Raw genomic sequence first — 20,472 nt, 5'->3', positions numbered from 1 at the left:
TTCAAAGATACAAAATATGTATTTTCAAAAAGAAAAGGACTGAATAAATAGAATTGATTTTGTTATAGTTTGTGCATATTTGACGCCAATGTTTCAATAAATTTTGAAATTGGACCTTTAATCATCATCGCCATCATAGGGTTGAATTCGCCTTCAAAAACCAATTGTACTTCCGAACTATTTTCGGATAACGAATTAATATTTCCTGTTAGGGTAAAAGGGAGTTTATCAGAAGCTGCTCCTAAAATCACTTGGCTTGGAGCATTTTTTTCTTTCATTTTTAATTTTATTTCCGGCATTCCTTTTAGTCCGAAAATAAACGAATCTTCTCCGGTTACTTCAAATTTGGCAATGCTATCTGGCATTAATTTTTCAAAATTGCGAACATCACTCAACGATTCAAATAAATAGGGAGCTGCTTTTTCTACGGTAACTTTTGGACTTTCTAAATTCATTTTTTATTGTTGTCGGTTGTTTGTTGTCGGTTGTCTGTTTTCCGAAAGCTGATTAAATTTATTCTGTTTTTATCTATTCTCAAAACTAAACTTCTACACCCCAAGTTGAAGGACTCACTCGCCATTCCTGTAAAGTGTGCTGTTCTTCCTCTGTGATGTATTTTTTTGCAACAGCCAATTCCAATAAATTATCGTAGTTCGAAAGGGTGTGCAGTGTTACGTTGGCTTTTTTAAAATTCTCTACTGAAATATCAAAACCGTAAGTAAAAATTGCAACCATGCCTTTTACATTTGCTCCAGCCTCTTTTAGAGCTTCAACGGCTAGCAAACTGCTGTTTCCCGTGCTAATTAAATCTTCAACCACCACAACGTTTTGACCTTTTTGTAAAAAGCCTTCCACTTGATTTTGGCGACCGTGTTTTTTGGGTTCAGGTCGAACATACACAAAAGGAAGTCCCATGTATTCTGCAACAAGCATGCCAATGCCAATAGCACCCGTAGCAACGCCCGCAATCACATCTGGTTTTCCAAATTCTTTTTCAATATGTTTGGAAAATTCTTCCCGAATATAATTTCGAATCGGTGGAAATGAGAGTGTTACCCGATTATCACAATAAATTGGCGATTTCCATCCTGAAGCCCATGAAAAAGGATTTTTAGGATTTAATTTAATTGCGTTTATTTGTAAAAGCAATTCGGCCGTTTTTTTAGCTGTATCTTTATTAAAAATCATAGTACAAATGTATAAAGTTTTTGTGAACGACAAGCCACTTTTTTTGACAAATCAAATTCAAAAAGAAACAGATTTTCAGCTGTTTTTATTGGACAGTGTTGATATCAAGCAACTTATTATAAAAATCTTTAAAAATAAAGTGGATAAAGCTTTTTTATATCACCCGGATGAAAAGGAAATTCTTAAAAAACTTAAATCAAAAATTCCGATTGAAAAAGCAGGTGGGGGGTTGGTTTACAATGATAAAAACGAAGTTTTATTTATTTTTAGGAATAAAAAATGGGATTTGCCCAAAGGCGGAATCGAAAAAGGAGAGGAAATTGAAGACACCGCTCTACGCGAAGTAGAAGAGGAAACCGGCGTAAAAGGTTTAAAAATTACCCGAAAATTATCTAAAACCTACCATATTTTCAAGCGAAACGGTCGTTATAAATTAAAAATTACCCATTGGTTTGAAATGAAAACTGCTTTTTCCGGAAAAATGGTTGCTCAATTAGACGAAGGAATCGAAAAGGTAGAATGGATCAAACAACAAGATATTTCAACTTGTTTGACCAATTCCTATGAAAATATTAAACTATTGTTTGAAAAAGAAACGGTTTAATTAATTCAAAACCCTGTAAACCGGATAGGTGAGGTGAGAGGACTCATAGTATTGTGAGTTTTTATAAATCCAATCCAATTGGGCTGAACCATTATCTGCAAACGATTTGTCTTCCGCTTTTTTCTTTTCAAATTTTTCTTTCAAAGGTGGGTTTTTAGTTAAAATTTCAACTGCTAAATCTTCAAATACATAAGCTGAATAGCCTTCTTTTTGTTGTAAAATAGCGTCAAAAAAGTTCCAATTAAAAAACGAATCCGGTGCTTCAGGTTCTAGTGTTTCCAATAGATATTTTACGGCAAATTGTTGAGTAGAAATAATAAAGTCTCCTTTTTGGAATAGAACTTTTTCAATCGATTTTGTAACTGTTGTATTCGAATGTTGATAATGACCTTCATAAGCGGCAGTACCGGTTTTGTAATCGGCAATCTTATATTTTTCCACTTCAATCAATGTGTCGTTTTTCAATTGAATCATTTCTACTTTGTTCAATTTTAATAAATCAATCACATTCCACCACGATTTCGGGATGATATAAGCTGAAGGAATTTCAACTTGTTTTTGTGGTTTATAGAATTGGTAATAGGGAATTTGCTTTTTAAAGAGCTTCTTTTGGTCATAAAAAAGGCGTTCTTTTCCCGAAATATCACTTTTTTTATAACCCGATTCAAAACCTAAAAATTCAATTTGTTCCACTTTTGTACTATCAATTTTCCATTGCAAAGTATAGAGCGATTTTGGTTTAAATTGAAATTGATTTTTATTTCTTAAATCTTTTATTTTTGAATAATTTGCGTCTGTATGAGCAATAGTCTCCAACATAAATTCGTACGTAACTTTCACCCGATCTTCATATTTTTTTAGCATATGTGTTTCCGGCATGTATCCAATGGTATGAAAAAGTGATGCATAGCCTGTGGAATACCTCGGAAAGTCCATCATTTGAGTGAACCCTTTTTCGGGTGTTGCTCCATAAACAGTAACATACGGAATACTTTCAATCTTCTTTTTCAATAATTGTGTTCTGATGGCGGGCGTCATTTCATCTTTTAAATAATTTCCCAAATCAGTTCCTAATTTTTGATGTTGGGTTTGAATGTAAGTAAAGACGTATTGATAATCGGCACCATTACTCACGTGATTATCAATAAAAACATCCGGTTTTACAAGATGAAAAATTTCGGCAAAACTTCTAGCGTTTTTGGTATCTGATTTTACAAAATCACGATTCAAATCATAATTTCTGGCATTTCCTCTAAAACCATACGCTTCCGGTCCGTTTTGATTGGCTCTTGAAAAGGAATTTCGATTGTATGTTCCACCTATGTTATAAAATGGAATCATCGCTATAATCGTGTTCTTTGGAATTGGAATAGTATTGAGAACCAAGTCTCTAAAAAGCATCATCGAAGCATCTACACCATCGGGTTCACCGGGATGAATGTTATTATTGATAAGTAAAACCGCTTTAGATTGTTTTTTCTTTAAATCAAAATCTCTGTCCGGATTAAAAATTAGTAGATGGAGCGGTTCACCCGAATCGGTTTGACCCATTTCTATCATTTTAATTGTTTCGAATTGATTATCTAAAGCAATGTAAAAATCAATAGCTTCTTGGTAGGTTGCGGTTTGATTTTTGTTCCCTTTTTCATAGGGAGTAAGCCATTTGTTTTGTTGTCCATACACTGAAAATAGGCTTACCATCAGCATGGCAATAAGTAAAATTTTCTTCATTAAAAATTAGTTAACTTTTACAGAATCAGGCACCAAAACAGTGTAATCTCCACCGTTTCTAATCACATCACGAACTATGCTGGAACTGATGTAAGATGTTTTAGAAGCAGTCAACAAGAAGACCGTTTCAATTTTTGATAATCGTCGGTTGGTATGGGCAATGGCTTTTTCAAATTCAAAATCGGCAGGATTTCGAAGTCCACGCAAAATAAAATCGGCATTTTCTTTTTTGCATAAATCGATGGTTAAGCCTTCATATGAAATCACGCGAACCTTTGGTTCATCTTTGAAGGCTTCTTCAATAAACTTTTTTCGCTCCTCCAGCGAAAACATGTATTTTTTTTCAGCATTCACGCCAATGGCAACTACTATTTCATCAAACAGCGAAACACCACGTTTTATGATATCAAAATGACCTAAGGTGATGGGATCAAACGAACCGGGAAATATTGCTTTTTTCATAATTAATCTCGATCTATAGTATAAATACTGTCTTTTCGATATAAATCTACTAATTCTTTTTTTGAATACGATTTTATTTTATCAGAATAATATCGATCATCTGTAATAAAAAATACTTTTTTAAACCTAGAAACCGCTGTGTCGTTAAGAATAAAATAAACAGAATCTTTTTCAACTGCTGCAATTTTCATAGTGGTATATTTTGAAGGAATACAATTTAAAAAATATACATCGCCTACTTTTGGATTGTTAATATAATTTCCTTTTCTTTCATCTGCATTCGCCGATTGCAAAAATGCCCAAGGAATTAATATTGCTAATACAATTAAACCGGAAAACATCCAAACTTTGTGACGAGCTGGATGTAATTCATTTTCTCGTTGCAATTTGATTTTTATATTTTCAGAGAATTGTTTCTTTTGGAAAACTGAATCGCATTCGTTGCAAAAAACATGTGTAACTTTTTTATATGGAAAAATGGGAATCCAATATAAATGAAAATACGTCGATTCTATAATATATATCATAGAAACATGTTCTTTACACTCACTACAAGTCACGTTTGAAAGTAAGCTTTGCTTTATTATTTTTTCTTTTATTCCAAAATTAACCATTGGCTTATTTCAAAGCTAATTCAATAGCATTATCAAATAATTCCATCAACGAAATTCCTGCAACTTTGGCTTGTTGTGGCAAAATACTTTCAGTTGTCAACCCTGGTACGGTATTCATTTCCAGCATATACGGTTCATTGTTTACGATGATGAATTCACTTCTTGAAAATCCTTTCATTTTTAAAACTTCGTATGCTTTTTTTGCTATAGCAGAAACTTTTGAATGGACTTCATCTGTTATTCTAGCCGGTGTAATTTCTTTCGATTTTCCCAAATATTTGGCTTCGTAATCAAAAAAATCGTTTTCTGAAACGATTTCTGTAATAGGAAGAACGGTCACTTTTCCTTTATAATTAATCACTCCAACTGAAACTTCTACACCATCTAAAAAACTTTCGATGATGATTTCATTGTCTTCCTTGTAGGCATTTTCAATAGCGGGAAGCAAATCATCCTTCGTTTTTACTTTTGAAATTCCAAAACTGGAACCGGATTTGTTTGGTTTTACAAAACAAGGCAATTGAACTGTTTCAATAATTTTATCTAAATCAATTTCATCACCCAAATTCAAATAAAATGAAGTTGCTGTTTTAATTCCATATGGTTTTAAAACTGAAAGTAAATCCCGTTTATTAAATGTTAGAGCAGATTGATAGTAATCGCAACTGTTTTGCGGAATTCCTATTAATTCAAAATAGGCCTGCATCAAACCGTCTTCGCCCGGAGAACCATGAATAGCATTAAAAACAACATCAAAAGTTACTTTTTTACCCTCTACATCAACTGAAAAATCATTTTTATTGATTGGAAATTCTTCCTTTGATTCATTCACATAAACCCACTTATCTCTAGAGATATGAATTTTATAAGGAGAATATTTTGTTTTATCTAGATAGTGATAAACAACACTTCCGCTTGTGAGCGAAATTTGATATTCACTGGAATATCCACCCATGATGATGGCAACATTTTTCATTGAATTGCGTTTGTAAGTTAGGTTTATGTCAAACAAAATTATCATTTATTTATCGAAACAAAAAACGGTTTATAATTTTATATCTTTGCAACAAATAAAATAGAATGAGTTTAAGAAAATATCTCACCAGTAAAGTCTTTTTTCGACAATTTTTGGCAGCTTTAGGAATTATAGCAATTTTAGCTTTTATTTTTTTTAACATGCTATCCTATATAACCAACCATGGTGAAGAAATAACTGTACCAAATCTCAGTAAATTGAGTGTGGATCAAGCGGAAGAAAAACTGGAAAGTTTGGATTTGGAATATGTTTTACTGGATACGCTGGATTTTAAAAAGGACTTTCCAAAGTATGGCGTGGTAGAACAAGATCCAAAACCTGGATCTAAAGTAAAAGCCAATCGAAAAGTTTATATTAAGATAAATTCTGATGGATTTGCTTATGTAAGTTTGCCTAATCTGATTGAAAAAACGTATCGTCAAGCGGAACCGACACTTAAATCGATTGGTTTAGAAGTAGGAACCATTACCTACAAACCTTATTTGGGTAAAGACATGGTTTTGGAGATGAAATACAAAGGAGCACCGGTGAAACCGGGCACCAAAATCATGAAAACTTCAAAGATTGACTTGGTTTTAGGTGATGGAAAAGTCGCTTTTGACGAAACAGAGATAGACAGTCTTATGCAACAACAAGACTTAGAAAACACGGATGAATAACTTGCCAACTGTAGAATTAGAATCTGACGACGAATTATTTGAACACCATCGTTTTGATGTGCCGAAAGGTCAATCGATGGTTCGGATTGATAAATATCTAATGCAAGTTGTTGAAAATACCACACGTAACAAAATTCAACAAGCGGCCACCGCCGGAAATATTTTGGTAAATGATGTTCCGGTAAAATCAAACTATAAAGTAAAACCGTTTGATGTGGTTCGGTATTTAATGGCTCATCCGCCTTATGAATATTTGTTGGAACCTGAAAATATTCCTATTCATGTCGTCTACGAGGATGAGCAATTGTTAATTGTGAATAAAGAAGCTGGAATGGTGGTTCATCCCGGTCACGGAAACTACAGCGGTACATTAGTAAATGCATTAGCATTTCATTTTGAAAATTTACCGATGAACAGTTCCGAACGTCCCGGGTTAGTCCATCGAATTGATAAAAACACCTCCGGTCTATTGGTTGTCGCCAAAACGGAATTTGCAATGTCTTATTTAGCAAAGCAATTTGCTGACAAAACTTCTGAGCGTGAATACATTGCATTAGTGTGGGGAAATCCTGTGGAAGAGGAAGGAACCATTGGTGGCTTTATCGGTAGACATCAAAAAGACCGAATGCAAATGGCCGTTTATGATAGTGATGCTTTTGGAAAGCCGGCCGTAACGCATTACAAAGTGCTAGAAAGATTAGGATATGTTACGCTGATTTCCTGTAAGTTAGAAACAGGAAGAACACATCAAATTCGTGCACACATGAAGCACATTGGTTATCCTTTGTTTAATGATGAACGCTATGGAGGCCATCAAATTCTGAAAGGAACAACCTTTACAAAATACAAACAATTTGTTGAAAATTGTTTCAAAGTTTTACCTCGACAAGCTCTACATGCCAAAACATTGGGTTTTGAGCATCCTACAACCAAAGAATTCATGCGTTTTGATTCTGAGATTCCACAAGATATGGTAGATTGCATTGAAAAATGGAGAAACTATTCAAAATCAAATACATTTGAAGAAGAATAGTAATCTGTAAAAAAATAAAAGCAGCAATCTCATTTGTGATTTTGCTGCTTTTGTTTTAGGATGTTATAATCAGTTTAACCTCTTCTGAAAGAACCAGACGAATCACGAGTTGCAGAACGTTCTGATCTTGAAGAACTTTTTGTTGGTGCACTTATTTGACTGGAAGAAGAACGAGGTGTTGATTCTACTTTCGGTGCTGAACTTCTAGGTGTGCTTATTTGACCGGAATAAGAACGTGGCGTTGATTCTACTTTCGGAGCAGAACTTCTGGGTGTACTCATTGGACTTGAAGAAGAACGAGGAGTAGATCTCACTTTTGGCTCATTAGTAGAATTTCCGGAACCAATACTATTTGTTATCGGTCTATTTCTTGGTGTTGAAAATATACTACTTTCAGATGAAGAATTATTTTTCACTCTTGGTTTAGGGTTTTCTATTGTTGAAGATGTATTATAACTAAATTCTGAACTCCTTGTACTATTTCTTGGTGTGTTAATAGCCATTTCTCTAGTATCAGTAGATGAATTTTCTCTTATTCTTGGTGAACTTTGGTATGTATTAGAACGAACACCGCTGTTTCTTGTTCCTGTATAGGAAGTTTCAGAAAGTTGGTTATTTCTTGTATTTCTAACAGACGCATCAGCTGTAAATTCTTGACTTCTCGTGGCTCTGGTTTGAGTTAATTCATGACGGTTATTTACTCCTCTATTTCTTGTTGAAAACGAACGAGTAGGGTATTGCATTTCATAGGAATTAGCTCTTCGGGTTTGATGCATTGCAATTGCTCTGGAGCTTCTTCTGTAATTCACATAATGACATGTATTATTTACATTTACAAAAACATTTACATGATTTCTGTATCGAAAAATTGGCCAAGGATTCCAAGCGTAGTAATAGGTAGGATAATATCCCCAAATCCATGGTGAACAATACGGACGATAAGTGTTTACCCAGAATGAATTAAATATAATTGGTCTATGGATATAAATCGGTTCATAAATATAATTCGAACCATACATGTAAACATCACCCACCACTTGGACTTGTACGTTATTGTTTCTGTCTCTTTCAACTTCAACGGTAGCTACATCCTGAAAGACATCTCTTCCTAAAACAGATTGAACAATGATAAGATGTGTGCCGTTTTCAACCACTTCAATTACTCGCAAATAATCCACTTGGTTATCGTTGTTTAGATCCAGATTAGAAATTGGATTAGACGGGTCGTTTAATCTTCTTTCAAAATCTTCTAAATCGACAGCTTCACCAAAAATGTGAGCCACTGCTCTTAAATCTAAATTATCACTGATATCAATAGAATTTGCTCGCACTGTTGTTCTATCTTGGGCATTACTACTTGTCATCCCGACAAACAAAATGCAAAGGGTAAATAATGTAGTTTTCATAATGTAACGTATTAAAAGTTCATCGTATTTTTACTATACATTTTTAACGTTACAATTTCTGTGCCAATAGTTTTTTGATGATTTTTTTTATAAGAATATTTTGTAAAATCATATTTGTATAACTCATTTTTGTTATTATATTTGCATAAATTTTTAACAAAATGCGTAAAATTTGTGAAATTCTATTGTTAATCCTATTGATATCTTGTAAAGATGTTGAAAAGAAACCAATAACGAACTTACGTGCTCCGTTCACTGGAGTAGAAATTGACACACTTCTATCAGATACCATGAGTGTACGTGCCATAACCTTAGAAAAAGACAGAGTATGGTATGCAACCGATAAAGGAACGTATGGATATTGCAAATTTGATAAGTCAAAAAATTATATTGGTCAAATCACGTTTGATACTTTAAATCCTCATTTTAGAGGAATAGCCAAAAACAGTTCTTCCATTTTTATGATAAGTACTGAAAAACCGGCTTTAATTTATCAGGTTTCTAAAACGGATAACTTGGTAACAAAAGTATTTGAAGATAAACATCCGAAAGCATTTTACAACGGAATTCAATTTTGGAATGATTATGAAGGAATTGCCATGGGAGATCCCCAAAACGGTTGTCTTTCGGTTGTGATCACAAGAGATGCCGGTAAAACGTGGATAAAGACACCCTGCAATAATTTACCAAAAATAGAACAAGGAGAAGCCGGTTTTGCAGCCAGTAATTCGAGTTTGGTAGTGAAAGGGGACAATACTTGGATAGTAACCGGAGGCACAAAAGCAAGGATTTTCTTTTCGAAAGATAAAGGAAAAACATGGTCAGTGCATAATACGCCCATAAATCAAGGTAAACCAATGGCCGGAATTTTTACGGCTGACTTTTACAACGATACCATCGGAATAATTGCCGGAGGTGATTATGAAAATCAGGATGAAAACACTAAAAATAAAGCCTTAACCATTAACAGCGGACAAACGTGGGCTTTAATTTCTGATGGAGAAGGATTTGGTTATACTTCATGTATTCAGTTTGTTCCTGAATCCGGTGGACTTTTAACGGTGAGTGTTGGTCCGCAAGGAATCTACTTTTCTGATGACAGTGGTAATTTTTGGAAAAAAATCAGTAAGGAAAAAGACCTTCATACCATTCGTTTTATCGACGAACGAAACGCCATTGCTGCCGGAAACAATAAGATTGTCAAAATAAAATTCACCTCAAATTAGTTTCGTTTTGAAGAACGATTTTCACGGTATTGTTTCAAGAGATTTCGATTAAAATCTTCTTCAGCTTTTTTGAGTTTAATAATTTTATGCGAGCTGATAACATTCTTTAAATCAGCCACCAATTTTTTTCTCAATTGATGTGTTTCTTCTTCAACACTTTCCATTTGAGCAAGTAAAACAGCCGCTTCTTTTTCAGACATTGTATCTAAATCAGCTTCCATACGTTTCATATACGACTTCATTTTTTCATGGCGTAACTCAAATTGCTTGTATTCAAAAGCATTATAAATTGGCCAAAACTTTTCGGCTTCTTGCGAGGTTAAACTTAATTCACTCGTAATAAAAGCAGTTTTTAAAGCTTTTACTTTATCTCTTTTACCACCTTGGGCAAAACCAGTTGATGCAAAAACTAAACAAATAAGTAATGTATAAATGGAACTTTTTTTCATGGTATTCTTTTTAATCAATGAGATATTGTTCAAACGTTTCGTTTTCAAGTAAATATTTTTCAATAGTTTCAGTTTCTAATGACTGTTGTTTTTGCAAAGAAATTAAATCAGATTCGTCTAAATGACTAATGATATCTTCCGTATAAATAGTTGGATGATAGCTTAAATACTGTTCAATAGATTCATCATCAAGTGGTGCAGTATTCATTTTCCAATTTTGATATAAGGGAATAGTAATTGCCAAAATTACAATAGCAACAGCAGCAGAGAACCAATATTTTCGATTTGGATTCAGTTGAATAACTTTTGGTTCTTCGATAGCTAATTGAGCTGAAATTTTAGATTCGAGTTCTTCAAAGTAGTTTTCAGGCACTTTAAAACCCGATTTAATTTTTGGTTGTTTATGTAAATCTATTGGATTCATACTAATTTGACTTTAAAAATAATAAATGGTTTAATCAACGTTTAAATATTCTTCAATTTTTTTTACTGCAATGTGGTAGGAAGCTTTCAATCCTCCCACTGTTGTTCCAAGAATCTCTGATATTTCTTCGTATTTTAATTCTTCAAAATATTTCATTTTAAACACGAGTTGTTGTTTCTCAGGTAGTCGAGCAATTGCCTTTTGCAGTTTTACTTGAATTTCATCGCCATCAAAGTATTCATCGGCTTGCATTTTTTCGGTTTGTTGTTGCAAATATTCTTCGCTGGTCGTTTGAAATCGTTTTGATTTTTGCTGCAAAAAGGTGAGCGATTCATTGGTCGCAATGCGATACATCCACGAAAAGAGTTTACTTTCCCCTTTAAACCCGTTTAAGCTTCTAAATACTTTAACAAAAGTATTTTGCAAAACATCATCGGCATCATCGTGATTTAAAACCAAGTTACGAATGTGTGAATACAAGGGTCGCTGGTATTGAGATACCAACTGCTGAAAGGCATTACGCTGCGTTTTGGGATTTAATAACGCTTCTAAAAAAGCTTTTTCGTCTTGCACAACCGTGTTTATCCATTAGACTGTGAATGTACAAAAAGGTTTAATAGTATTTTTTAAAAATAAAACACCAAACTATTCAATAGGAGTGGAGTTTACAAGAGAAGGAGCAATCACTCTACTTGTTTGTTGTTTTACCGGAATATAAATTTCGGTTAACCATTGCGAAGGTTGCTTAACATCGGCTCTATTTTTTACATATACCTCACGAAAAGCACCATTAAAATTTTGGTCTAAATTGTTTTTTTTGAGGTAGTCAAAACCTTTGTCCCATGCTTCTTTACTGTGTGAATAATCACCTTTTAAAACAATTTTTAACGCTTGATGTGGTTGAATACTATCTACTGTAAATTCACTTTCAGGTGTGGTATATATAATTTCTTTTAATGTTGTGGCGATAGAAAAAACCGTTTTGTTTTTTGCCACATCGTAAGTATCAAAAACGACAAACTTTTGGTTGTTGGTTTTAATTTTATTATCTGACACAAAATTATGAAGCAAAGGCAACGATTTTTGAAGAAAACTATAAAAATCAGAAACCTTACTTTCACCTTTTCGTTTTAGGTATTTTTGAGGTAACACTTCAACAATTCCATTCAAATCTATTGAGTAAGTTGAAATTTCTTTACGAAGTACTTTATCTAAAGTAGCTAGATTATTTTCAAAATCGGCACCTAATTTTTTTTCAAATCCGCCGTAAAATAAGGATTGTAATTTCCCCATGAAATCTAATTCTCCACTTGAATTCATAGTAACTTTTGTTCCGCCAATTGTATCTTTAAATGTAATATAAGCATCACCAGATTCACCATTCCAATTAACTTTTTGGGCAATACTGTCGTTTTCTTTTAAATAGATAGTTTTCACAACACCTTCACCATCTGTTCCAGACCAACTAAATGATCCACCCACACCAATTGTATTTTTGGGGTAGTTAATTTTCATTTCCTTGTCATCCAAACCACAAAATGATTCCCAATTTTGATAATCATTTACATATTGAAAAAGAGCTGATTTATCAATGTTGATTACTTTGCTTTTAGTGACAGAAAACGAACCTTCTTTGGTTGATAAATAAACCGAAAAAGCCAGTAAAATCAATAAAATTAGTAGTAATATATACTTTAATATTCTCATTGCGAATGGATGTTATTTTAATAACGATGTAAAGGTAGGAAATTTATTTTTGTTTTAACAAATAGGTTTTTTTGAAGAAAATTTAAACCATAAAAAAACGCCAAGAAATTCGTGGCGTTTTTAAGTATAGATAGGTTTAGAAAATTATTTTCCGGTTTGTTTTTTCATTTCTTTTTCAATCATGTCATAAAACTGATCGATTTTTGGCATTACAATAATTCTTGTTCTTCGGTTAGCGGCTCTGTTTTCAACCGTATTGTTTTCAACTAAAGGAAGGTATTCGCTTCTTCCTGCTGCAATTAACTGACGTGGATTTACTTTATGCGTGTTAGTAAGCACTCGTACTACAGCGGTAGCACGTTTCACACTCAAATCCCAGTTATCAACTAAAACACCATTTTTGTATGGAACGTTATCTGTATGGCTTTCTACCATACATTCAAAATCGGGTTTGTCTTTCACAACTTTAGCTACTTTACCTAAAATTTCTTTGGCACGATCGCTTATTTCATAACTACCTGATTTAAAAAGCAATTTATCAGCGATAGAAATCATAACAACACCTTTATCAACATTAATTTCAATATCCGGGTCAGAAATACCGACAGCACCTTTTAAACTTGTTACCAATGCTAATGTAACGCTGTCTTTTTTGGTCAAAGCATCTTGTAAACGCGAAATTTTTAAATCTTTTTCTTTTAAACTTTCTAACGATTTTTCAAGATTTTCTGCTCCTTTAGTGGTTAGGGTAGTTAAATTACCCATGTTGTTGATTAAATCTGAATTGTTTTTCTTTAAATCATTAACTTGATTGGCAAGTAACTCTTTTTCACTTAAACACAAGTTTAATTTTGATGTTGCAGTGTTCAATAAATCTTGACATTCTTTGTTTTTTGCCTCCAATTCTGCTATTTTCTTCTTGGTGCCACATGAGCCCAACGTTAAGGCAACAATTGATAGTAATAAAACTACTTTTCTCATAATTATGATTTTTTATTTTTACAAAATTAACGTCATTCTGTGAATAGAATTACATTTTAATAGATAAACTAATGTTAAAATTTATCAGCAAATATCGTGCATTTTTTTACAAAATAGCTGTAAACAATGCTTGTTGTTTGATAATAAGTATTTTTGACTTTAGCATCTCGTTTTCGTATTGTTTTGATTAACAATGCATAAAATGAAATATGGGCTTTAATTATCGCTAAAATATGCTTATGCTTTCCTGTTGTTAAAAATTGAATTCCGGCAATACCATCTAAAATCAACCTTTCAAAAAGTATAAATAGTAATGATTGAGTTGGTAAATTCTTAGTAAGCATTAACAATGAATTCCTAAAATTCAAAAATGTTTTTCTCGGATTGGAATTCGATAAAGTTCCACCACCAAGATGATAAACGGTTGATTGTCCACAATAAAAAGTATCGTAACTTCGATTGAAACTCCTCCAACATAAATCGATTTCTTCTTGATGAGCAAAAAAATCCGCATCAAAACCCTTTAACTCACGAAACACATTTTTTCGGATAAAAAAACAAGCACCGGATGCCCAAAATATTTTTCGAGTGTCATTGTATTGTCCTTTGTCTTCCTCAATTGTATCAAAAATGCGTCCACGACAATACGGATAACCAAACTTGTCAATAAATCCACCACCGGCACCGGCATATTCAAAATGAGTTTTCTTTTTATAATCTAAAATTTTGGGTTGTACAATCGCCGTATTCGGATGTTGCTCAAAATGAGATAGAATAGGAGTGAGCCAATTTTCGGTTACTTCAATATCAGAATTGACTAAACAATAAATTTCTTCTTCAATGTTTTGTAAACCTTCATTATAACCTTGTGCAAAGCCAAAATTTTCTTTGTTTTGAATGATTTGAACAGACGGAAAATCTTCTTTCAAAACCAATATTGAATCATCTGTGGAAGCATTATCAATCACATAAACCGTTCCTTCTTGCGAATACTTGACCACCGAAGGCAAAAACTCTTTTAAAAGTTTGGCTCCGTTCCAGTTCAAAATGACGATTGCAATTTTTTTCAAGATGATTTTGTTATTGCGTTGTAACTTGGAATGTCTTTCAAAAACAAATAACTTTCCTTCTCCAAATCCATTTGGCAAAAATAGTGATTCAATCCGTTGGTTACCATTAAATAATTCGCTTTTAAAGTCAAATTATACCGGGCAATTTGATCAAAAACGGTTTGTGAAATGGCTACGTTTGGTTGTTTGCATTCAACTACTAAAAAAATAGTTCCATTGGGTTGAAAAACAACAATATCGTAACGTTTGGTTAAACCGTTAATTTTAATGACTTTTTCTACATTAATCAACGATTTCGGATAGTTTTTTTCGACCATTAAAAACTGCACTACATGTATGCGTACCCATTCCTCCGGAGTGAGTACCACAAATTTTTTCCTGATTTCATCAAAAACCAACAAGTTATTTTCACTATTTTTGAAGCGAAAGGAATAGTCGGGAAAATTAAGTTTTTGCATACCGCAAATGTACTTATTTTAAACAAAAAGCCAACTTATTCGCCAAGACAAGCTCTATCATGGATGAAATTGTAAAAATTATAAGCGATATTAAAAACGGAAACATCAAACCTATTTATTTTTTAATGGGTGAAGAACCGTATTATATTGATAAATTAACGGAATATATTGAAGATAATGTATTGTCGGAAGAGGAGAAAGGATTTAACCAAATGGTGCTGTACGGACGTGATGTAACCGTGGAAGACATTGTAGGCAATGCAAAACGCTATCCAATGATGGCCGACCGACAAGTGGTGATTGTGAAAGAAGCACAAGAACTTTCCAGAACCATTGATAAATTGGAAAGCTATGCCGAAAACCCTCAACCCACAACGGTTTTGGTGATTGCATACAAATATAAAACGTTGGATAAACGTAAAAAATTAACCAAAACCATTGAAAAAAACGGACTCCTTTTTGAGAGCAAAAAGTTATATGAAAACCAAGTCGCCGCTTGGATTTCCAGAGTGTTAAAACCAAAAGACTATTCCATTGAACCCAAAGCTGCCGCGATGTTGGTAGAGTTTTTAGGAACCGATTTGAGTCGTATCAGCAATGAATTAGACAAACTACAAATCATTTTACCCAAAGGCATTGTTATCAATCCCAATCATATTGAAACGAATATCGGGTTCAGCAAAGATTTTAATCAGTTTGAATTCCGAAAAGCTATTGGCGACCGCAACGAATTACAATCCTACCGAATTGCACAACATTTTTCGCAAAACAAAAAAGAGTATCCGATGGTATTGACTGTTGGAATGGTATTTAGTTTTTTCTCCGCTTTGTTACAATACCATGGTTTAAAAGACAAATCACCGGGAAATGTTTCAAAAGTGATTAAAGTAAATCCGTACTTTTTAAAAGATTATGATGTTGCTTTGAAAAATTATCCGATGAAAAAAGTCAGTTCCATCGTTGCCAAACTTCGCGAGATTGATGTGAAAAGCAAAGGAGTAGGAGCCAATCAACTCAACGATGAAGATTTATACAAAGAGTTGTTAACTACCATTTTTGCAAAATAAAAAACCACCAATCGGAGGAGATTGATGGTTGATATATTATTTGTAAGAAATTAGAATTTCACTTTCACTGTTTTTGTTTCCCCATTACGTTTAAACGTAACCGGTAGTTCATCACCTGAATTGATTTTTGATAAACAGTTCATGTAACCATACACTTCTTTAATTTCACAATCGCCAATTTTTAGAATCACATCACCACCCTGTATTCCGGCCAATTGAGCCGGTCTGTTATCCGTTACACCATCCACATGTAATCCATCGCCGTGATCGGTATAATCCGGCATGATGCCTAACGTGACTTTGTATTTTGGAGCGGTTTTAGGAGCGTCAGTTTTGGTGGGAACAAATTCAACTTTGTCTAAGGCTGCAATTTCGTTACACACTCTAAAAACATAATCGGTAATGTTGCGGACTCCATAATAACTGATTTTTTCTTCATCATCTGATGGTTTGTGATAATCGGCATGGGTTCCGGTAAAGAAAAATAACACCGGAATATTTTTCAAATAAAAAGAAGTATGATCCGAAGGTCCCATGCCGCTTTCGTCCAACGTAACACCAAATCCGGCCGGTTTATTTCGTTCCACAATCGATTTGAAGTTGGGATTGGTTCCAATTCCACCCACTGTCAAGTTTTTCATTTCGTTCAAGCGACCAATCATGTCCAAATTAATCATGCTGATAATGTTCGGATGATTGTTTTTCAAGACATTGGCCAATTGTTTTGAACCGATTAGTCCGTCCTCTTCACCCGAAAAAAAAGCAAATAAATAATTTACATTCTCAGTAGTTTTATTTTTAGCATACATACGAGCCAATTCCAAAACTGCAGCAACACCCGAAGCATTGTCATCCGCACCGTTGTGAATTTCTCCTTTTGAATTGGGTTTAGAAGAATGGTTGTGCTCATTCAATCCTAAATGGTCATAATGTGCTCCAATCAAGATGGTTTTGGTCGCTTTATTGTCTAAAAAGGCTACCACATTTTTTCCTGAGTTTTGTTTGATTTGTGTGGAATCATGCGGATTCAAACGTACTTTATAGTCAAATTTTTGTATGTAATTTTTCCCGTCATACGGCTTTAAACCTAAACTTTTCAATTCTTTCACTAAATAATTAGCAGCCAATTCTTCACCTTTTGAACCGGTTAATCGTCCTTGTAATTCATCAGAAGCTAAATAGGAAATATGTTTTTTCAACGATTTTGGTTGCGTCAATTCTGCTTCGTCTTGATCTACCCAATCCGCTATGAACACATTGGTTTCTCTAGGTTTCGACTGCATTCGATTACTCGAAAAAACTAATTTTTTTCCATCCGGTGAAAACATTGGAAAGGCATTGAATTCACTTTCCCACGTAATTTGACGTAAATTTTCACCATTAATATCAATCATGTACAATTGAAAATCATATCCTCTGGTAGAATGATGGTTAGATGAAAATATAATTTTTTGGTCTGATGGATGAAAGTAGGGAGCCCAATTGGCTTTTCCTAAGTTGGTAATTTGCTTTAAATCAGACCCGTCAATATTACAAGTATAAATTTCCATTTCGGATGGAGCAACCAAATTTTGACTCAACAAATCTTTATATTCTTTGATTTCTTCCTCTGTTTTAGGGCGAGATGAACGGAATACAATTTTCTTGCTGTCATGCGAAAAGAAACAACCCCCGTCATAGCCTAAACCAAAAGTGATTTGTTTTAAATTGGAACCATCAATATCCATGGTGTAAATTTCTAAATCTCCACTTCTTACACTGGTAAACGCAATTTTTTTTCCGTCAGGTGAAACTACAGCTTCAGCATCATAACCCGGAGAATCGGTTAATTTTTTGGTGATATTTCCATTTAAATCAGCAATGTAAATATCAAATTCAGGATAAATCGCCCAAAGATATTTTCCATCGGTTGATTTTGGTGGAGCGGGACAAGCGTGGTTGTCTGCATGTGTGGAAGCATACAAAATGTGTTTTCCATCCGGCATATAATAAGAGCAAGTGGTTCTTCCTTTTCCGGTAGAAATCAATTTCAAACTTTTTTCATTGAATTCTTGTTCTTGTAAATCCAACATAAAAATTTGATCACACGGAACACCAAACGCTTTATTAGTCACTTGTAAGGTTAATTTTTTTCCATCCGGACTAAAATAAGCTTCCGCATTATCGCCACCAAACGTAAGTTGTTTGATGTTTTTTAAGTGACGCTCTTGTGCTCCTAAAACGAAGGATAGTAATAAAAATAAAACGATTAATCTGAATTTGAACATGATAATTTTTAATTTGAAGTTGCAAATATATTAAAACATCACGGCTCAATAAATTATTCATACTAGTTTATGATTTGTTCACGATTATTTTGATTTTTTATTATGACATTATTAACGATATTTGCAACTCCAAAACAAATAACTAAATTATGGGAATGAATAAGAATACAGTCTTAGCATGGGCTACTTTCATTATGATTATTATGGGAATTATCCTTATCGGATTAGGCATCTATCGATATGCTGATGTAGCCGGTTGGGGTTTTGCTACGGTAGGCATAGGATTTTTAGCAATTGCATGGGTGTTTAATGCATTAAAAGGAAGAGTTTAATTTAAATTACACAACAATGTCAGACGATAAAAAGGTCATCTTTTCGATGTCAAAAGTGAGTAAAACTTACTCCAGCACGAACAAACAAGTTTTAAAAGATATTTATTTAAGTTTCTTTTATGGAGCCAAAATTGGAATTTTAGGTTTAAATGGTTCCGGAAAATCTTCTCTTTTAAAGATTATTGCAGGAATTGATAAAAATTTTCAAGGTGATTTGGTTTTTGCACCCGGTTATAAAGTGGGTTATTTAGAACAAGAACCACAATTAGACGAAACCAAAACAGTGATTGAAATTGTTCGCGAGGGAGCTGCAGAAATTTTTGCACTTTTAGAAGAATTCAACAAAATCAATGATATGTTTGGTTTGCCGGAAGTCTATGAAGATGCGGATAAAATGCAAAAATTGATGGATCGTCAAGCGGAATTGCAGGATAAAATTGATGCAGTGGGAGCATGGGAAATTGATAATAAACTGGAAGTAGCGATGGATGCTCTTCGCACTCCTGATTTGGATACGCCAATCAAAGTATTATCCGGTGGTGAAAAAAGACGTGTGGCTTTGTGTCGATTATTATTGCAACAACCGGATGTATTATTGTTGGATGAGCCAACCAACCACTTAGATGCGGAATCAGTATTGTGGTTAGAACAACATTTACAACAATATCCCGGAACCGTAATTGCCGTAACACACGACCGTTATTTCTTAGACAATGTGGCCGGATGGATTTTAGAGTTGGATAGAGGAGAAGGTATTCCGTGGAAAGGAAATTATTCTTCTTGGTTAGACCAAAAATCAAAACGAATGGAATTGGAAGAAAAAGTAGCTTCCAAACGCAGAAAAACACTGGAACGCGAGTTAGATTGGGTTAGACAAGGAGCAAAAGGTCGTCAGACTAAACAAAAAGCACGTTTGCAGAACTATGATAAACTCTTGAACGAAGATCAAAAAGAGTTGGATGAAAAATTAGAGTTATACATTCCAAACGGGCCACGATTAGGAACAAATGTTATCAATGCGAATGGTGTTTCAAAAGCATATGGCGATAAATTGTTGTATGAAGATTTGAATTTTACCCTTCCTCAAGCCGGAATTGTGGGAATCATTGGTCCGAATGGAGCCGGAAAAACTACTATTTTCAGAATGATTATGGGAGAAGAAGCTCCGGATAAAGGAACTTTTTCGATTGGAGAAACCGTTAAAATTGCCTATGTTGACCAATCTCATTCCAATATCAATCCAGATAAATCGATTTGGGAAAACTTTTGTGATGGTCAGGAATTAATCATGATGGGTGGAAGACAAGTGAACTCAAGAGCTTATTTAAGTCGTTTTAATTTTGGCGGAAGCGATCAAAATAAAAAAGTAGCCACACTTTCCGGTGGAGAGCGGAACCGTTTGCACTTAGCGATTACCTTAAAAGAAGAAGGTAATGTTTTACTTTTGGATGAGCCAACCAACGATTTAGATATCAATACCTTGCGAGCGTTAGAAGAAGGATTGGAAAACTTTGCCGGTTGTGCCGTGATTATTTCTCACGATAGATGGTTTTTAGATAGAGTTTGTACGCACATTCTAGCCTTTGAAGGCGATTCTCAAGTCTATTTCTTTGAAGGAAGCTTCTCAGAATACGAGGAAAACAAACGCAAACGATTAGGTGGCGATTTGACACCCAAACGAATTAAGTATAAGAAATTAGTAAGAAATTAAAATTGAAAATCCTGAGCAATCAGGATTTTTTTTCAATACTTTGTTTT

At 33.9% G+C, this 20,472-nt stretch carries 22 protein-coding genes; 7 read left to right on the top strand and 15 right to left on the bottom strand.

Annotated elements, in window-relative coordinates; translation table 11 throughout:
- Positions 1-62: 62 nt before the first annotated feature.
- Positions 63-455: an SRPBCC family protein gene (locus tag ACIQ0M_RS05080; protein ID WP_396150381.1), complete on the bottom strand. Its 393-nt coding sequence runs from the start codon at positions 453-455 to the stop codon at positions 63-65.
- A gap of 85 nt (positions 456-540) precedes the next feature.
- Positions 541-1,188 (bottom strand): orotate phosphoribosyltransferase, encoded by a 648-nt coding sequence (gene pyrE / locus ACIQ0M_RS05075; RefSeq protein WP_396150379.1) that lies wholly within the window; start codon positions 1,186-1,188, stop codon positions 541-543.
- A gap of 7 nt (positions 1,189-1,195) precedes the next feature.
- Between pyrE and ACIQ0M_RS05070 the strand changes: the two genes are divergently transcribed.
- Positions 1,196-1,792, top strand: a complete 597-nt coding sequence (locus ACIQ0M_RS05070; RefSeq protein WP_396150378.1) for an NUDIX hydrolase — start codon at positions 1,196-1,198, stop codon at positions 1,790-1,792.
- Here the strand turns inward: ACIQ0M_RS05070 and ACIQ0M_RS05065 are convergent, their stop codons facing one another.
- From ACIQ0M_RS05065 to ACIQ0M_RS05050, 4 genes are read right to left on the bottom strand one after another with little or no spacing between them, the layout of a single operon-like run.
- Complete coding sequence (locus ACIQ0M_RS05065; RefSeq protein ID WP_396150376.1) at positions 1,793-3,523, bottom strand: M14 family metallopeptidase; 1,731 nt, start codon at positions 3,521-3,523, stop codon at positions 1,793-1,795.
- A gap of 6 nt (positions 3,524-3,529) precedes the next feature.
- Positions 3,530-3,985 (bottom strand): pantetheine-phosphate adenylyltransferase, encoded by a 456-nt coding sequence (coaD, locus tag ACIQ0M_RS05060; protein WP_396150374.1) that lies wholly within the window; start codon positions 3,983-3,985, stop codon positions 3,530-3,532.
- Between the two features lie 2 nt (positions 3,986-3,987).
- Complete coding sequence (locus tag ACIQ0M_RS05055; protein ID WP_396150372.1) at positions 3,988-4,599, bottom strand: zinc-ribbon domain-containing protein; 612 nt, start codon at positions 4,597-4,599, stop codon at positions 3,988-3,990.
- Positions 4,600-4,603: 4 nt separating this feature from the next.
- A complete protein-coding gene (locus tag ACIQ0M_RS05050) occupies positions 4,604-5,575 on the bottom strand; it encodes a D-alanine--D-alanine ligase (RefSeq protein WP_396150370.1) in 972 nt (323 codons plus the stop codon).
- A gap of 104 nt (positions 5,576-5,679) precedes the next feature.
- On the opposite strand from ACIQ0M_RS05050, the gene ACIQ0M_RS05045 reads away from it, so the two are divergent.
- A complete protein-coding gene (locus ACIQ0M_RS05045; RefSeq protein ID WP_396150368.1) occupies positions 5,680-6,294 on the top strand; it encodes a PASTA domain-containing protein in 615 nt (204 codons plus the stop codon).
- Positions 6,287-7,327, top strand: coding sequence for an RluA family pseudouridine synthase (locus ACIQ0M_RS05040; RefSeq protein ID WP_396150366.1), 1,041 nt, complete (start codon positions 6,287-6,289; stop codon positions 7,325-7,327). Before ACIQ0M_RS05045 ends, ACIQ0M_RS05040 begins: the two co-directional genes overlap by 8 nt.
- A 74-nt stretch (positions 7,328-7,401) precedes the next feature.
- Here the strand turns inward: ACIQ0M_RS05040 and ACIQ0M_RS05035 are convergent, their stop codons facing one another.
- A complete protein-coding gene (locus ACIQ0M_RS05035) occupies positions 7,402-8,733 on the bottom strand; it encodes a hypothetical protein (protein ID WP_396150364.1) in 1,332 nt (443 codons plus the stop codon).
- 161 nt (positions 8,734-8,894) lie between these two features.
- Here ACIQ0M_RS05035 and ACIQ0M_RS05030 point away from each other — a divergent pair, with 161 nt between their 5' ends.
- The gene (locus ACIQ0M_RS05030) at positions 8,895-9,959 is read left to right on the top strand and encodes an oxidoreductase (protein WP_396150362.1); all 1,065 of its coding nucleotides are present in this window, start codon (positions 8,895-8,897) and stop codon (positions 9,957-9,959) included.
- Here ACIQ0M_RS05030 and ACIQ0M_RS05025 read toward each other — a convergent pair.
- The 7 genes from ACIQ0M_RS05025 to ACIQ0M_RS04995 all read right to left on the bottom strand — a co-directional run bounded on the left by ACIQ0M_RS05025 (position 9,956) and on the right by ACIQ0M_RS04995 (position 15,048).
- Complete coding sequence (locus ACIQ0M_RS05025) at positions 9,956-10,408, bottom strand: sensor of ECF-type sigma factor (RefSeq protein WP_396150360.1); 453 nt, start codon at positions 10,406-10,408, stop codon at positions 9,956-9,958. The genes ACIQ0M_RS05030 and ACIQ0M_RS05025 overlap by 4 nt on opposite strands.
- A gap of 10 nt (positions 10,409-10,418) precedes the next feature.
- Positions 10,419-10,832 (bottom strand): hypothetical protein, encoded by a 414-nt coding sequence (locus tag ACIQ0M_RS05020; protein ID WP_396150358.1) that lies wholly within the window; start codon positions 10,830-10,832, stop codon positions 10,419-10,421.
- A 30-nt stretch (positions 10,833-10,862) separates the two neighbouring features.
- Positions 10,863-11,405, bottom strand: coding sequence for an RNA polymerase sigma factor (locus ACIQ0M_RS05015; RefSeq protein WP_396150356.1), 543 nt, complete (start codon positions 11,403-11,405; stop codon positions 10,863-10,865).
- Positions 11,406-11,477: 72 nt separating this feature from the next.
- Positions 11,478-12,539: a GyrI-like domain-containing protein gene (locus ACIQ0M_RS05010; protein ID WP_396150354.1), complete on the bottom strand. Its 1,062-nt coding sequence runs from the start codon at positions 12,537-12,539 to the stop codon at positions 11,478-11,480.
- 144 nt (positions 12,540-12,683) lie between these two features.
- Positions 12,684-13,520 (bottom strand): flagellar motor protein MotB, encoded by an 837-nt coding sequence (locus tag ACIQ0M_RS05005; protein WP_396150352.1) that lies wholly within the window; start codon positions 13,518-13,520, stop codon positions 12,684-12,686.
- Positions 13,521-13,594: 74 nt separating this feature from the next.
- Positions 13,595-14,590: a glycosyltransferase family 2 protein gene (locus ACIQ0M_RS05000; RefSeq protein WP_396150350.1), complete on the bottom strand. Its 996-nt coding sequence runs from the start codon at positions 14,588-14,590 to the stop codon at positions 13,595-13,597.
- Positions 14,587-15,048 (bottom strand): type I restriction enzyme HsdR N-terminal domain-containing protein, encoded by a 462-nt coding sequence (locus ACIQ0M_RS04995; RefSeq protein ID WP_396150348.1) that lies wholly within the window; start codon positions 15,046-15,048, stop codon positions 14,587-14,589. Before ACIQ0M_RS04995 ends, ACIQ0M_RS05000 begins: the two co-directional genes overlap by 4 nt.
- A 59-nt stretch (positions 15,049-15,107) precedes the next feature.
- On the opposite strand from ACIQ0M_RS04995, the gene holA reads away from it, so the two are divergent.
- Complete coding sequence (gene holA / locus ACIQ0M_RS04990) at positions 15,108-16,115, top strand: DNA polymerase III subunit delta (protein WP_396150346.1); 1,008 nt, start codon at positions 15,108-15,110, stop codon at positions 16,113-16,115.
- 50 nt (positions 16,116-16,165) lie between these two features.
- Here holA and ACIQ0M_RS04985 read toward each other — a convergent pair whose 3' ends face one another.
- Entirely contained in the window at positions 16,166-18,382 is a 2,217-nt protein-coding gene (locus tag ACIQ0M_RS04985) for a M20/M25/M40 family metallo-hydrolase (RefSeq protein WP_396150345.1), read from the bottom strand.
- A gap of 149 nt (positions 18,383-18,531) precedes the next feature.
- On the opposite strand from ACIQ0M_RS04985, the gene ACIQ0M_RS04980 reads away from it, so the two are divergent.
- Together ACIQ0M_RS04980 and ettA are read left to right on the top strand one after the other, a co-directional pair.
- Positions 18,532-18,714 carry a CAL67264 family membrane protein gene (locus tag ACIQ0M_RS04980; RefSeq protein ID WP_129464167.1) on the top strand — a complete coding sequence of 61 codons (183 nt, stop codon included), beginning with the start codon at positions 18,532-18,534 and terminating at the stop codon, positions 18,712-18,714.
- A gap of 16 nt (positions 18,715-18,730) precedes the next feature.
- On the top strand, positions 18,731-20,425 hold the full coding sequence (gene ettA, locus ACIQ0M_RS04975; protein WP_396150343.1) for an energy-dependent translational throttle protein EttA: 1,695 nt from the start codon (positions 18,731-18,733) through the stop codon (positions 20,423-20,425).
- Positions 20,426-20,472: the final 47 nt, after the last annotated feature.

Source organism: Flavobacterium sp. (assembly GCF_044339515.1).
Taxonomy (GTDB): domain Bacteria; phylum Bacteroidota; class Bacteroidia; order Flavobacteriales; family Flavobacteriaceae; genus Flavobacterium.
Note: the sequence above shows the minus strand (reverse complement) of the source record. Positions and strands in the feature narration are given on the sequence as shown.